At 43.1% G+C, this 14786-nt stretch carries 10 protein-coding genes; 8 read left to right on the plus strand and 2 right to left on the minus strand.

Annotated elements, in window-relative coordinates; translation table 11 throughout:
• The first annotated feature begins 167 nt into the window (after window positions 1–167).
• The 7 genes from PCAR9_RS09580 (at window position 168) to PCAR9_RS09610 (ending at window position 10620) form a co-directional block, all read left to right on the plus strand.
• Window positions 168–1028, plus strand: a complete 861-nt coding sequence (locus PCAR9_RS09580; protein WP_179983402.1) for a patatin-like phospholipase family protein — start codon at window positions 168–170, stop codon at window positions 1026–1028.
• 695 nt (window positions 1029–1723) lie between these two features.
• A complete protein-coding gene (locus PCAR9_RS09585) occupies window positions 1724–2233 on the plus strand; it encodes an RNA methyltransferase (RefSeq protein WP_179983403.1) in 510 nt (169 codons plus the stop codon).
• A 101-nt stretch (window positions 2234–2334) separates the two neighbouring features.
• Complete coding sequence (locus tag PCAR9_RS09590; RefSeq protein ID WP_232091167.1) at window positions 2335–3246, plus strand: PEP-CTERM/exosortase system-associated acyltransferase; 912 nt, start codon at window positions 2335–2337, stop codon at window positions 3244–3246.
• A 133-nt stretch (window positions 3247–3379) separates the two neighbouring features.
• Window positions 3380–5323, plus strand: a complete 1944-nt coding sequence (locus PCAR9_RS09595; RefSeq protein WP_232091168.1) for an alpha-amylase family protein — start codon at window positions 3380–3382, stop codon at window positions 5321–5323.
• Between the two features lie 176 nt (window positions 5324–5499).
• Window positions 5500–7398: a glycoside hydrolase family 13 protein gene (locus tag PCAR9_RS09600; RefSeq protein WP_179983404.1), complete on the plus strand. Its 1899-nt coding sequence runs from the start codon at window positions 5500–5502 to the stop codon at window positions 7396–7398.
• 38 nt (window positions 7399–7436) lie between these two features.
• Window positions 7437–8918, plus strand: coding sequence for an MFS transporter (locus PCAR9_RS09605; RefSeq protein WP_179983405.1), 1482 nt, complete (start codon window positions 7437–7439; stop codon window positions 8916–8918).
• A 1-nt stretch (window position 8919) separates the two neighbouring features.
• A complete protein-coding gene (locus PCAR9_RS09610; RefSeq protein ID WP_179983406.1) occupies window positions 8920–10620 on the plus strand; it encodes an alpha-amylase family glycosyl hydrolase in 1701 nt (566 codons plus the stop codon).
• Between the two features lie 127 nt (window positions 10621–10747).
• Here PCAR9_RS09610 and PCAR9_RS09615 read toward each other — a convergent pair whose 3' ends face one another.
• Entirely contained in the window at window positions 10748–11770 is a 1023-nt protein-coding gene (locus PCAR9_RS09615; protein WP_179983407.1) for a LacI family DNA-binding transcriptional regulator, read from the minus strand.
• Window positions 11771–12055: 285 nt separating this feature from the next.
• Between PCAR9_RS09615 and glnS the strand changes: the two genes are divergently transcribed.
• Window positions 12056–13723 carry a glutamine--tRNA ligase gene (glnS, locus tag PCAR9_RS09620; RefSeq protein ID WP_179983408.1) on the plus strand — a complete coding sequence of 556 codons (1668 nt, stop codon included), beginning with the start codon at window positions 12056–12058 and terminating at the stop codon, window positions 13721–13723.
• A gap of 95 nt (window positions 13724–13818) precedes the next feature.
• On the opposite strand, the gene PCAR9_RS09625 is transcribed toward glnS, so the two are convergent.
• The gene (locus PCAR9_RS09625) at window positions 13819–14562 is read right to left on the minus strand and encodes a YciK family oxidoreductase (protein WP_179983409.1); all 744 of its coding nucleotides are present in this window, start codon (window positions 14560–14562) and stop codon (window positions 13819–13821) included.
• Window positions 14563–14786: the final 224 nt, after the last annotated feature.

Raw genomic sequence — 14786 nt, forward strand, 5'->3', positions numbered from 1 at the left:
AGCTCATCAGAAAATTTAGTTAACGTCTAAGTGTTATCAATTTAAAAGCCGCGACCTTGTTCGCGGTTTTTTTCTTCTTGGCATATCTCTTGATTCTCTTGTAGGATAATTGTTACCGGAAGTGGTCCTACCAGAAGGTTATGAATGTATCTACAGGGAGAGAACAGATGAAAAGTGCATTAGTTGTAGAAGGTGGCGCTATGCGCGGAATATTTGCGGCTGGCGTACTAGATAAATTCATGGAGCAAGACTATTACCCCTTTGATTTTACGCTAGGGGTGTCCGCTGGGGCGACAAATTTGTCGACTTACGTTTCCAAAATGCAAGGTTTGAGTAAAACTATTATCACCCAATATGCAACGAAGCGAGAGTTCTTTAGTCCGCTACGATTCATAAAAGGTGGTCATATGACAGATGTGCATTGGTTATGGCATCATTCAAAGCAATCAATGAACATTCCCTCTCCAGGTGAAAAGAGCAGTATGCCCTTGTACGTGGGTATTACGAATGCTGAATCAGGTGAATGTGAATATATTCAGGCCACAGAAACTAATGTAGACGAATTGATGGTAGCATCTTGTGCGCTACCTACCGCATATCGAGATGAAATAATCATTAACGGTACGCGCTACCTGGATGGCGGAGTTGCAGATGCAATACCTGCAATTAAAGCTTATAACATGGGGGCAAGGGACATTACCGTAATACTTTCTCAACCACTTGGGTTTACTAAGCCTGAAGTAAAATCAACCTGGTTGATGCAAAAGATGTATGGAAACCAACCCGCAATTCTAGAAAAAATGCTTAAGCGCGCGACCATTTATAATGAAACCCTCGATTTTTTTAAACAACCACCGACCGACTGCATCATTCGAGTAATAGCACCGGATGAAGCTTTCTGCGTTAAACGACTTACTATGGATAAGAAGAAGTTATTGAGAGGTTATGGGCAGGGTAGGCGTATGGCCCGACGTCATCTTAAAAATCTTAATTCAAATGCTGATGGTTTAAATTACCAAATAGCCTAGAGAGTCCGCAGCAATTATACGAAAGTCCTGTATGAATTTAGCAACAGTTATCATTAAGAGCTTGGATATCATCCAAGCTTTTTTTTGTTCGTAAAGAAAGTCAATATTTACAGAGGGTTATCGTGTTTCAAAATGGCAACACACTATCGGGCCTATCGTCTATAGTTTATTTATAACCTTCACTTTTTATTAGTTCTTGTCCCTAATCAGACAATTGATCTGGCAAAACAAATACTAGCTCCTACAACAAGCTAAACGCACCAAACCCTATTTTTTATCATAACTAGTTGATAAAAAGAGTGTTTATCTTTTACATGTTATTAAAGATGTAAACTTTGCACCGAACTTGCAAAATTTTCACACTATTGGTCTGCAATTTGCTGTAACCTGAACAAGATTAGTTATTTTCTTTAATACGTTAATTACAGACACGTGAAACGCTTGCCAATATAAGAAAAGCGTAAAGTTGTAGACGAGAAAATAGCATTTAGCGCATTAAATGGCCTGATTGATAGGGTTGTGCTAAGGCGTAAACCAATAACTGATTACCTGCAACAACGTATCGGTCACGATGACGTCGCTGTAGGTTTTATGTATTTATTCTAATACTTATGGTTAATTTTTTGTGGTTACGCGTAGCAGCTTGCTTTAAGTCGTGGCAGTATCAAACTCAAATAATAAAAAGCTAATAAAAAGTGCAAATAGCAAATCAAAAAATTTCGATTGGGCTAGTTAACCCAAAAAATCCAGTCAACGTAGCATCTATTTTACGTGCTGCTGGATGCTACGGTGTCGCTAGCGTGTTTTATACGGGGCAGCGTTATCGTTTCGCTAAAGACTTTAATGCAGATACGAAAGCGTTTCATAAGGTTATTCCGACGGTTGGCGTTGATAATTTACGGGATGTTGTACCAGAGGGGGCGTCCGTAGTTGCGGTTGAACTTGTTGAAGGCGCTGAGCCTTTACCAACGTTTGAACACCCAGAAAATGCCTTTTATATTCTAGGCCCTGAAGATGGAAGTGTAGGCGAAGACACTCTCTCGTGGTGCGACCACGTTGTTTATGTACCCACGTATTCGTGTATGAATTTGGCGGCAACAGCGAATGTTTTACTGTATGACCGCCTATCAAAGTCTGATTTTGTAAGTGGGGATGCGCTTATCAGACAAAGCCGAGATACCAATAATAAGACAAAGATAAAATAGCGTTTTAAATATTAATTTAAAACAATATACCAAAGGCTACTGCTGCGAACAGGAAGTTACCCACAAGCCTAATAATTAAGATAAATTAGGGGACTTTTGCGTTGAAAACAACAACAATGAGCGCTGCTCGTGCGCTAAATAGTGCTGTAACTAACAAGTTAAACCAGTTACCTCGACAACTGCTTAAAGCATTTCCACGCCGATTGTCACTTGAAGAAACTATCACCAGCTTCTTTTTTAGCCGTTATGAACTCGTTATAGCTAACGAAGAAAATGAAAAACAAGTGAGCTATAAAACCCGTCATAAAGTTTATTGCGAGGAAATGAAGTTTGAGCAAAAAAACGCGGCAGCCATTGAAAAAGATAAATACGACGATCGCGCCATCAACTGCTACATAAAACACCGACCAACAGGCGAATGCGCAGGTACCATTCGTTTGGTCTTGCCGACCGAAGCAGGGTTATCGCTGCCTTTAGAAGAAAAGTGCGCAGATGCTTTTGATGACGGTTCATTGCTTCCCTCTAGTTGCGACCCTACGAGCATTTGTGAGATATCAAGATTGGCAATTCCAAGAGAGTTCAGAGTTCGCCAAATGCGTTCGAAAATCCTGCCTGCCGATAAGCTTAAAAAGATAAAACAAAAGAAGAGTACACCATTTAACGTAGAGCACTTTCCTTATCTTTCTATTGCGCTGTATTTAATGGCAACCAGTATCTGCCAACACTTAAATATTAAGCATGCATACGTTTTGATGGAGCCCAAATTAGCAAGAAGAATGAAAGCATTTGGTATTCATTTCAATCCAGTAGGAGATGCCGTAGAGTTTAACGGTAAGCGTGTTCCCTATAGGCTATCTACGAACGTATTATTAGAAGACTTAGCTAAGCCGCTAAAAAGTTTTCACAAGAAGATCCACAGTAAGCTTGATAATGCGTTACACGCTGTTGAAACTGTTCCGACACATACCGCTCGTCCCATACAGAAACCATTGCGTGTGGCACAAGCGGCTTAGACATTGTTGTAAAGCCATTTTTAAAAGCCGTCCTCTAGGGCGGCTTTTTCATTTCTGAATACGTATGCATGTTTTTTAACATACATTTAACGCGTATCCTGTTGGCATCATTTACATTTTTGTCACGAAAACTATGTTTAATAAAAAGTCGGGTTTTTCCCTTAAGCCTCTATCTGTTGCTATGCTTTCATTGAGTTTGATGGCGTGCACTGGTCCGTCGCCATCAGCAAATAATCAAACACACGAGGGCAAAGGAAGTAAGTCTTCAGCATCAAATCAACAAAGTGATATGTTAACGCATACGGATAACAGTGAAAGACAAGGTAAACCAGTGGTCTATCAGGTATTCACTCGACTATTTGGAAATACTAATTCTACTAATCAGCCTTGGGGTACGATCGAGCAAAATGGCGTAGGCAAATTCAGCGACTTTACCCCTAAAGCTCTTGAAGCCATCAAGGCTTTAGGCACCAGTCACATTTGGTATACCGGTGTGCCACATCATGCAGTAATCAATGACTATACTGACTTCGGTATATCAAATGACGACCCCGATGTAGTGAAAGGCCGCGCTGGTTCCTCATACGCTGTAAAAGATTATTACAATGTTAATCCTGACCTAGCTGATAACCCAGCAAAGCGCCTAGAAGAGTTCGAAGCCCTGATTGAAAGAACTCATGCTGCGGGTATGAAAGTCATTATCGATATTGTTCCTAACCACGTGGCCCGCGATTATCATTCGCTTTCTGCCCCTGAAGGGGTAAGTGATTTTGGTGCAACAGACGATACGTCTGTAGAGTATGCCCGCGATAACAACTTCTATTATGTCGTTGGCGAAGCATTTAAAGTGCCTTCTGCTGATAATTACCAAGTGCTAGGTGGCGAGCCCCACCCATTGTCAGACGGTAAGTTCGATGAGTTTCCTGCAAAGTGGACAGGGAACGGTGCAAGGGCAGCGCAGCCAGATATTAACGACTGGTATGAAACAGTAAAGGTTAATTATGGTGTGAAGCCAGACGGTTCCTATGATTTTCCCTTGCTACCAGACGAATACAGTCGAAAATCTATCGCAGAGCACGCCGCGTTTTGGCAAGGGAAAGATCTTCCCGACTCGTGGTACAAATTCAGAGACATTGCCCATTATTGGGTTGAAAAAGGGGTCGATGGATTTCGTTTTGATATGGCCGAAATGGTACCAGTAGAGTTCTGGTCTTTTCTCAACAGCAGCATTAAGCAAAAAGCACCTGATGCATTCTTGCTGGCAGAAGTTTATCAGCCTGACAAATATCGCGATTACCTTCATAAAGGCAAGATGGACTATTTATACGACAAGGTAGGCTTTTACGATACGCTAAAAGCAATTATGCAAGGAAAGAGCAAGGTTAGTGACCTGGTCGCTGTTCACAAAGAAGTTAGCGATATTGCACCACACATGCTGCACTTTTTAGAGAACCATGATGAGCAGCGTATTGCTAGCCCTGATTTTGCAAGTAGCGCTGAAAAAGGTAAGCCTGCACTTGCCGTGAGTACGCTTATAAGCAGTTCTCCAACGCTGCTTTATTTTGGCCAAGATGTGGGCGAAGACGGCAGCGAAGAGACAGGCTTTGGCGACCCAACGCGTACGTCTATTTTCGATTACGTTGGCGTTCCTGCTCATCAGCGGTTTATGAATAATGGAAAATTTGATGGTGGTCAATCTACAAAGGAAGAAAAAGAACTGCATAAGTTTTACAAACGCGTGATGTCTATCGCCGCTACTAACCCGGCCACTATTGGTAATTACCAAAGCCTCCACGCGCTCAATCTCGGCGTCGAAAATTCAGCGTATTCAGAGCAGCAATTTACATTTGCTCGTGTACAAGATGATCATGGTTTCTTGGTTATCGCAAATTTTAGTGATGCACCAGTAGGGGAAATAGAATTTACAGTACCAGCAAGCGTATTAAGTGCAAATAACAAAACTATTAGCCTTGAGCCACTTCTTTCTCATGACGGCATTATCTTAGAAAAAGGTGATGTTAACTACAGAGCCTCGTTATCACTAGATGGACTAGAGACGAAAGTATTTGCCTTCTAGATAGTGTGTAAAGCTATAAACGAAATCTAATGCTAGAGATTTTATTTAAACGAGACACCCTGTGTATTGACTTGGTGTCTCGTGAATACGTATGCAGAGCATTGGTCAGTCAGGCTATGCAATGTAGTATCTCGGTAATATTTTGCACTTAACGTATTTTTAACATCGGTGTCTATATGTTTAATCGAAACCGCGTAACTAATGCTATTTTCTCATCACGTAGTGTCTCGCGCTCACTTGTTGTTAGCCTTGCTACTTTATTTCCAGCATTTTCTGCTTTTTCTTCACAAGAAAGTAACCTAGACGTTTATCCACCTAACTGGTGGGCAGGCATGCAACATACTGAAGTAGAACTGATGATTTTTGGCAAAGACGTTGCTGATGATAAGGTTTCCGTGTCCGAAGGGCGTGTGCAAATAAAACAAAGCAGAGCACTTGATAGTGAAAACTATCTTTTTGTAACGCTAGATATTGCCGACGCGAGTCCGCAAGAATTGGTGTTATCGTTAAAAGACGAGGACGGTAGTTCACGGGACATTCACTATTCTTTGGAAGAACGTGCCAAAGGTTCGTCAGAAAGAGAAGGCTTTGGGCCAGAAGATGCCATATACCTAATTGCTCCCGACCGGTTTGCTAATGGCAATTTGGAAAATGACAACATTGATGGTTATCAGGATAAGGTCGATAGGACTTTTAAAGGCGGGCGCCACGGTGGTGATATCGAGGGCATTGCTAATAACCTCGATTATATAAAAGAGATGGGCTTCACCCAAATATGGACGATGCCCATGCTTGAAAACGCAATGGAAAAGTACAGCTACCATGGCTATTCTACCACCGATTACTACAACATTGACCCGCGCTTTGGCTCTAATGAGACGTTTATTGAACTAAGTAACAAAGCAAACGAAAACGGCATCGGCGTTATTATGGATATGGTGCTTAATCATATTGGTAGTGAGCATGTATGGATGGACGATAAACCGTCTTCTGACTGGATAAACAATAACGGACAGTTTGTGGGTACTACCCACAAGCGTGAATCGCTTCACGACCCTCACGCCATAGCAAGCGATATCAAAGGGTTTAGCGACGGTTGGTTTGTACCAACAATGCCAGATCTCAACCAGCGCAATCCACATTTAGCAAATTACTTAATTCAAAATGCAATTTGGTGGGTAGAAACCGCAAATCTGAGCGGCATACGAGTAGACACTTATTCATACCCTGATAAAGGGTTTTTAAGTCAGTGGACCAACCGTATTATGAAGGAATACCCTAACTTCAATATCGTTGGGGAAGAGTGGTCGGTAAACCCTGCTATCACAGCCTATTGGCAAGCAGGCAGTCAGCGACACGATGATTATGATAGCGCGTTGCCTTCTGTGATGGATTTCCCTCTTCAAACTGCCGTTGTTGAAGCGCTTAATAGCGATGAAAGCTGGAATTCTGGGTTTATTACAGTTTACGAAACGTTAGCTACTGATTTCTTGTATGGTGACCCGAATAATCTGGTTATCTTTCCGGATAATCACGATATGAGCAGAATATTCACCCAGTTAAACAACGACAAAGCTAAATGGAATATGGCAATGACGCTGTTTTTAACAACGCGCGGTATACCACAAGTATTCTACGGTACTGAGATTTTGATGGGCAATGAAGGGACAGAAGACCATGGTATTATTCGCTCTGACTTTCCTGGCGGGTGGCCATCGGATAGCGAAAAAAATGCGTTTAGCGGTAAGGGCCTTTCTGGTGACGAGCTGTGGGCGCAGGAGCGTATAAAAACCTTATTAGCGCTGCGCCAAACTCATCCTCAATTATTTAAAGGTGAGCTTAAACATTATGCGCCTGTAGACGGGGTTTACACATATTTTCGAGTAGCCGAGGATACAGCACAGAAGCTTATGGTTATCCTTAATAAAAAACCGGTAGATTTGCCTTTAGCAAAGTACGCAGAGGTATTGGGTACGGATGTATCAATAACTCGCGTGAGTGACGGCCAAACATTTAACGCCTCTGAAACCATAAGCCTTCCTGCTATGTCAGCTAATGTTTTCATTGTGCAATAACCGTATTAATTAAAGTAAAACAATAAATAGAGCAAAATATGCAAGCAACTCAACCACGCCTTTCTTTTTGGCAAATATGGAATGTCAGCTTTGGCTTTCTGGGTGTTCAATTTGGTTTTGCACTGCAAAACGCAAACGTCAGTCGGATACTATCGGACCTAGGTGCAGACCTTCATTCACTATCGCTATTTTGGCTTGTAGCGCCCATTATGGGCTTGATAGTACAGCCTATAGTTGGCTCGGCATCGGATAGAACCTGGAATCGATTAGGTCGCCGTCGGCCGTTTATACTTGCCGGTGCGCTTGCTGCAGTGGTAGGCATGATCTTATTACCCAATGCGCCGATCTTCGTTGCCTTCTTAGCACCTATGCTTATGGGGGCCTTAATGGTTGCACTGATGGATGCATCGTTCAATGTGTGTTTCCAGCCGTTCCGCTCACTGGTATCCGATATGGTACCAGCGTCACAACGCAACATAGGTTATTCAATTCAGTCGCTTCTTATTAATATCGGTGCGGTAATTGGTTCTATATTGCCATTCGTTCTAACCAATGTGGTAGGACTGGAAAATACCGCTCAAATGGGAGAGGTTGCGCCTTCGGTAATGTGGGCATTCTACATCGGTGCGACTGTACTGCTAGGTACGGTTATTTGGACCGTTATACGCACTAAAGAGTATGCGCCACAAGAATATAATCGCTACAAAGGCCTTACCGATGAAGCCGCTTTAAATGAAAGTAATGCTAAAGCACCGCTTAGCCAACGTTTAGGTGAGTTTTTTGCTCTGGTAAAAGACATGCCTGCCACTATGAAACAACTGGCAGTTGTTCAATTCTTCTCTTGGTTTGCGCTTTTTATTATGTGGGTTTACACCACGCCAGCTATAACTCAACATATTTGGAACGTTGACAAGCAATGGTTTGACCCCGCTTATATCGCTGCGGCCCCTATGGTGCCAGAGACTATTGTTATGGCAAAAGGTGCTGCTGGTGACTGGGTAGGCATACTTTTCGCGGCGTATTCTGTGTTCGCTGCAATCTTTTCTATTTTCTTAGCAAAGCTGGCTGATAAATTTGGTCGTAAAACAGTGTACGCTTCGGCTTTAGCGCTTGGTGGCTTGAGCTATGTAAGCTTCTTGCTATTTCAAGACCTTACTATGGTGAACGTAAACCTGCTCATTACTGAAGTGACAGTGCCACTTGGTGCGGTAAAACTTCTTATTCCAATGATAGGCGTGGGTATTGCGTGGGCGGCTATTTTAGCTATGCCTTACGCTATGTTAGCCGGCGCATTACCAGCGAATAAGACCGGGGTTTACATGGGTATATTCAACTTCACCGTGGCAGCACCGCAAATTGTTTCAGGCCTAACTGCTGGATGGATCTTAAGCAGTGTATTCGATAACGATGCCAAGTACATTATTGTGGTTGCAGGTGTATCTATGCTAATTGGTGCTGTGTCGGTCTTCTTTGTTAAAGAGTCAGATAAACAAGAACTTGAAGCGGAGCAGGGAGCTTAATATGCTATTTAAACGTTCAGCAATTGCATTAACGATAGCTGGTTTGCTTTGTTCGGCTTGCACCAGCACGGCTACATCGTCTTCAGATAAAAAAGAGATGCATACTTCACAGGCTATTGTGGGTACCAGCACGCCCTTTGCTAGCGAAGCGGTGTACTTTGTAGTAACAGATCGCTTTGTCGACGGTGACCCTAAGAATAACCACGAAGATCAGGGTGGTGAACATCCTACTTGGCAGTTGCCGCTTGAAGGGCCCGACGGTAAAAAAGCCTATGTGGGTTATATGGGCGGTGATTTACAAGGCATCTTAAATAACGCGGATTACATCAAAGATATGGGTTTCACCGCGGTATGGATGACACCTGTACATGACAACCCTGACTATGCGTTTAACGGCGACGAGCCTATTACGTACGGCGGTGCATTTAAAGACGGCGGGAAAACTGGCTATCATGGTTACTGGGCAACTAACTTTTATAAAGCGGATGAGCATTTAATTAGCGACGATTTGAGCGTAAGTGACTATACCGCACGGATGCGTCAGCACGGTCTTAAATCAGTGTTTGATATCGTTGCAAATCATGGCACCCCAAGCTTTACCATGAAAGAAGATTTGCCAGGTTATGGTGAGCTTTACGATAAAGATGGAAACTTAGTTGCTGACCATCAAAACCTAGCGCCTGAAGAGTTGGATCCTGAAAACAATCCGCTACATAGCTTTTTCCATAATTATCCAGACTTAGTAAAGCTTTCAAACCTAGATGATGAGAACCCAGAAGTTCGGGATTATTTAATTAACAGTTACCTTTATTGGATATCGCAAGGCGCTGATGCATTTAGGATAGATACCATAAGGCACGTGCCGCATTCATTTTGGCGTGAAGCGTCTGACCGTATTCGCAAACAAAACCCAGACTTCTTTATGTTTGGTGAAGCGTTCGACTACGAAGCTAAAAATATTGCGCAGCATACGTTACCTAAAAATGGTGGTGTTAGCGTTCTAGACTTTCCTATGCAAAAAGCCATGGTAAACGTCTTTGAAAAGCCGCTAGAAAGTGATTTCGCAGATTTAGAAAAGGTACTATATCTCACTCACGGCCCTTACAATAACCCCTATGAACTAACCACCTTCTATGACAACCATGATATGGCGCGCATTGATGCAACAGATGAAGGGTTTATTAATGCACACAACTGGCTCTTTACTGTTCGAGGTATACCGGTTGTTTATATGGGCTCAGAAATCGGTTTCATGCGCGGTACGGCTGAGCATGCTGGTAATCGTAACTACCTTGGCCAGCAACGTATCGATCAGGCTAAGAGCCATCCTATTCAACAGGCGCTAACAAGAATCGCCAACGTGCGTAAGAACACTGTTGCCTTGCAACGCGGTGTGCAGGTAAATCTGGAACTTAGCGGCCATCGCGCGGCATTCTACCGCGTTATCGATACCAAAGATGCGCAGCAAACAGCGCTGGTGTTGCTAAACAAGGGGGAGAATGCCCAAACGTTTGAGGTGAGTAAACTAATGCAGTCGGGCAATTGGGTAGAACAATTGTCTGGGCAAACCCAAAACGTAGAGGACGGCGCTGCGTTAAACGCTACCGTTAAGGCTAATGGCGTTCAAGTGTGGGTTCGAGAAGGCAAGCCTAGTAACCCTGCGTTACTCACTCAAATTGAACATCAACTTGCTCGTCAGTAACAACTTGCTTAGCCAGTAAAAAACGACGAACGCAAAAAATTGAAAGTCAAAAAAAGCCCCGAGCGTAAACGTTCGGGGCTTTTTTATGGAAGTAATAGCTATTCAAAAAGGCACAAGTTAACGCCGTTTATTCGCTGCCACAAGATTGGCGTACAATGATGTCTGCGGGCATTAAGTAATCCTCCACCTCCTCATTGTTTATTGCTTTCAATAGGGTATTTACCAATAACTCACCTGCAAGCTTTGTGTTTTGCTGCACCGTGGTGAGCGAAGGCGTGGTGTAAGCAGATACGGCAATATTGTCGTAACCTACCACAGCAACATCGTCAGGAACACTCACTTTTGCTTGACGCAACGCGCGCAAAACACCCATGGCAATAAGGTCTGAGGCACAGACAATAGCTTCAGGTAGTTCGCTAGATTGCAGCAATGACTTGACCGCTTCAAAGCCTGCATCCTCGGTAGAAATGGCGTTACGCTGGACACTTGATTGCGCTAAGCCATGAGATTGTAATGTTTTAAAATACCCCTCGAAGCGCGCTTTAAATTCCGGTGCGTGCTCGCCATTGTCGCCAATAAAGGCAAACGATGTTTTACCCAGTCCGATGAGGTGAGAAGTAATGCTTTGACCACCTTGATAGTTATCACAGCCGATACTGACCCCCGGATGAGCTTCATCAGGTGCCCCCCAGCGAACAAAATGCGTACCTTGCGATTCAAGCTGAGCAACTTTGTTCTGATAGTCAGTGTAGTCACCGTAGCCTAACAATATAATACCGTCAGCCTTGTTTGAATCTTCGTACTCCGCGTGCCAGTCGTCTTCTAAGTTCTGAAATGATACGAGGAGATCGTAGTTTGCTTGCGCACAAGCGCGAGTAATACTACCGAGCATCGCTAAAAAGAAAGGGTTGATCATCGAGTCGTCAGATGTTGGATCTTCAAACAAGAGTAGGGCAATTGTGCTGCTCTTTTGTTTTCTTAAATTACTGGCATTCTTATCTACCTTGTAATTAAGTTCCCGGGCGATGCGCTGAACGCGGTCTCGAGTTTCTTGGTTAACCAGCGGGCTGTTGTTGAGCGCTCGCGAAACGGTTGATTGAGAAACCCCTGCCAAGTGGGCAATATCAAAAGAGGTTGCTTTTTCTTTCATAAACACCATGTTTTGCTGCTACGACAATGTTGTCGCCAGATTAGATTACCATATTTTTCACATATCGCGCGCTTTTTGCTAATGCTAGTGGAAATTAATGAAGCTTTACTCCTCAGTTATGTTTCAGCAGGTGCTAGCGTGGTATTTATAGTGCGCTTTATATGTGGATCGCTCTTAAATCAATCACTTGTTAGGCTTCTTTGAATAAAACATGGTTGAAGTAATTGCGAGAGTGTTATACTCAGCGAGATTTTGAAATATTACGTGCATAAGGGGAACAAGCGAATGGCCGAGACTGAACACCGTCCGACCAATTTTATCCGTCAGATTATTGATAAAGACCTGGCTAGTGGTCTACATGACGCTATTAAAACTCGGTTTCCACCAGAGCCGAACGGCTTTTTACATATTGGTCATGCCAAGTCTATTTGCTTGAATTTTGGTATTGCACAAGATTACACAGGTTCGTGCAATTTGCGCTTTGACGATACTAACCCAGCAAAAGAAGACATTACGTTCGTTAATTCTATAAAAGAAGACGTTCAATGGCTGGGATTTACCTGGGATGGCGAAGCGCGTTATTCATCGAATTATTTTGACCAACTTCATGCATATGCCGTTGAGCTTATCGAAAAAGGTTTAGCTTACGTAGATTTTTCTGCGCAAGAAGTGATGCGCGAGATGCGTGGAACGCTTAAAGAACCTGGTCAAAACAGCCCTTATCGCGACACCGACGTTGAAACTAACCTTCGCGAGTTTGCCAAGATGACGGCAGGCGACTACAAGGAAGGTGAGTGTAGTTTGCGCGCCAAAATCGACATGGCGTCTCCATTCATGTGTATGCGCGATCCGGTAATTTACCGAGTCAAACATGCACACCATCACCAAACTGGTGATAAATGGTGTGTGTATCCAATGTACGATTTTACTCACTGCATCTCGGATGCTATCGAGGGGATCACGCATTCATTATGTACCTTAGAATTCCAAGACAATCGTCGTCTTTACGATTGGGTTATCGAAAATATCTCAATTGACTGTACGCCTCGTCAGTATGAGTTTTCACGTCTTAATCTTGAGTACACGGTATTAAGCAAACGCCGTCTTATTCAATTAGTCGATGAAAACCATGTCAGCGGGTGGGATGACCCCCGTATGCCTACTATAGCGGGCTTACGCCGTCGTGGTTATACACCGGGCTCTGTGGTTGAGTTCTGTAAGCGAATTGGCGTGACCAAGATGGACAATATGGTTGAAATGTCTATGTTGGAAGCCTGTATTCGCGACGACTTAAATGCTAACGCACCGCGTGCGATGGCCGTGTTAGACCCGATTAAGCTTGTTATTGAAAATTACGATGAAGGGCAAACAGAAACGCTGACTGCACCGAATCATCCTAATGATGAAACCATGGGTACACGTAGCATCAGCTTTAGCCGCGAAGTGTATATTGAAGCAGAAGACTTCCGTGAATCGGCAAACAAAAAGTTCAAACGTTTAGTACTAGATAAAGAAGTACGATTACGTAACGCCTATGTCGTTAAAGCTAATCGCGTTGAAAAAGACGAAGACGGCAATGTAACTACTGTTTACTGTACTTACGACCCAGAAACATTGGGTAAAGATCCCGCTGATGGGCGTAAGGTGAAAGGCGTTATTCACTGGGTAGACGCAGCTACGGCACAGGCAGCAGAATTTAGACTGTATGACCGTTTGTTTAATGTGCCTAATCCGGCGGCAGAGGAAAACTTTACCGATGCTATTAATCCTGACTCTTTGGAAATCAAACAGGGCTGGGTAGAAGCAGGGTTGGTTAACAATGTCCCTGAAGTTGGCGCCTGGCAGTTTGAACGCACTGGTTACTTCTGTGTAGACAAAGACAGCACAGACGAGAAGCCAGTTTTCAACCGTACAGTAGGTCTAAGAGACACATGGGCAAAAATGGGCGAGTAATTTAACTATTGATTACGCGCTATATGCTTAAATGAAAAACCGCTTAAGTGCAAACTTAGGCGGTTTTTGTTTAAAGAAGCATGAAAATTAATTGACTACTTTGGCTGGCAATCAAGAGACTGACCATTTACTTCCTTACTTTCATCACCCATTAGGTAAAGATACATAGGCATAATATCTTCTGGTGTTTTTAATGTTTCTGGGTTTTCTGCAGGAAAAGCTTGTGCACGCATATGAGTGCGGGTACCGCCTGGATTAATACAGTTGAAACGCAGCGACTTGTTCTGATATTCATCAGCGAGGGTTTGCATTACACCTTCTGTAGCGAACTTCGATACAGCGTATGTTCCCCAAAATGCGCGACCTTTTCTTCCTACACTCGATGTAGTGAAAATAACTGATGCGTTTTCGGCTTTTTCTAATGCCGGGATAAGCGCCTGCGTCATATAAACCATACCATTTAGGTTTACTTGCATTACGTCTTGCCACTCTTGTGCATCAATATCTTTAAATGCACTTAGGTGACCTAAAATGCCGGCATTGTGAAGGACACCATCTAATCGACCAAATTGGTCAATAATGGTCTGCGTCATCTGTTGATAATGAGAGGGTGTTGCACCTTTTATATCTAAAGGAACAATGGCAGGTTCCTGACCGCCGGCTGCGATTATATCGTCGTACACGGCCTCAAGTTTAGATACGGTACGACCTAATAAAATACAAATAGCGCCATGCTCGGCATAAGTCTTTGCAGCTTGTGCACCAATCCCATCGCCAGCCCCGGTGATAAGAATAACTTTATCGCGTAATAAATTCGCTGGTGCGTTGTAATCGTTCATCGTCTTCCTTTAAAAGATTAATTTGTATCGCGTTGCGTGGGGCGTTAATACCCAGCTAAGAATATAACTGCAGATGATACCCAGCCTAGCGTACAAGTAAAACAATGAATGAAAAATTCTTCAAACGTAAAAAAAGTTAACAAAAGTAGTTAACAAAACTTTGCAAAGTTGCAACAAAGTCAATAAGATTGAGGAAGATACAACTGGTCTAACATGTTTAAAAC

Source organism: Alteromonas macleodii, assembly GCF_903772925.1.
GTDB classification, from domain to species: Bacteria; Pseudomonadota; Gammaproteobacteria; order Enterobacterales; family Alteromonadaceae; genus Alteromonas; species Alteromonas macleodii_A.

Coding starts and splice junctions, on each gene's coding strand:
- PCAR9_RS09580 (WP_179983402.1), top strand. CDS start 168: ATGAAAAGTGCATTAGTTGTAGAAGGTGGCGCTATGCGCGGAATATTT.
- PCAR9_RS09595 (WP_232091168.1), top strand. CDS start 3,380: ATGTTTAATAAAAAGTCGGGTTTTTCCCTTAAGCCTCTATCTGTTGCT.
- PCAR9_RS09600 (WP_179983404.1), top strand. CDS start 5,500: ATGTTTAATCGAAACCGCGTAACTAATGCTATTTTCTCATCACGTAGT.
- PCAR9_RS09605 (WP_179983405.1), top strand. CDS start 7,437: ATGCAAGCAACTCAACCACGCCTTTCTTTTTGGCAAATATGGAATGTC.
- PCAR9_RS09610 (WP_179983406.1), top strand. CDS start 8,920: ATGCTATTTAAACGTTCAGCAATTGCATTAACGATAGCTGGTTTGCTT.
- PCAR9_RS09615 (WP_179983407.1), bottom strand. CDS start 11,770: ATGAAAGAAAAAGCAACCTCTTTTGATATTGCCCACTTGGCAGGGGTT.
- glnS (WP_179983408.1), top strand. CDS start 12,056: ATGGCCGAGACTGAACACCGTCCGACCAATTTTATCCGTCAGATTATT.
- PCAR9_RS09625 (WP_179983409.1), bottom strand. CDS start 14,562: ATGAACGATTACAACGCACCAGCGAATTTATTACGCGATAAAGTTATT.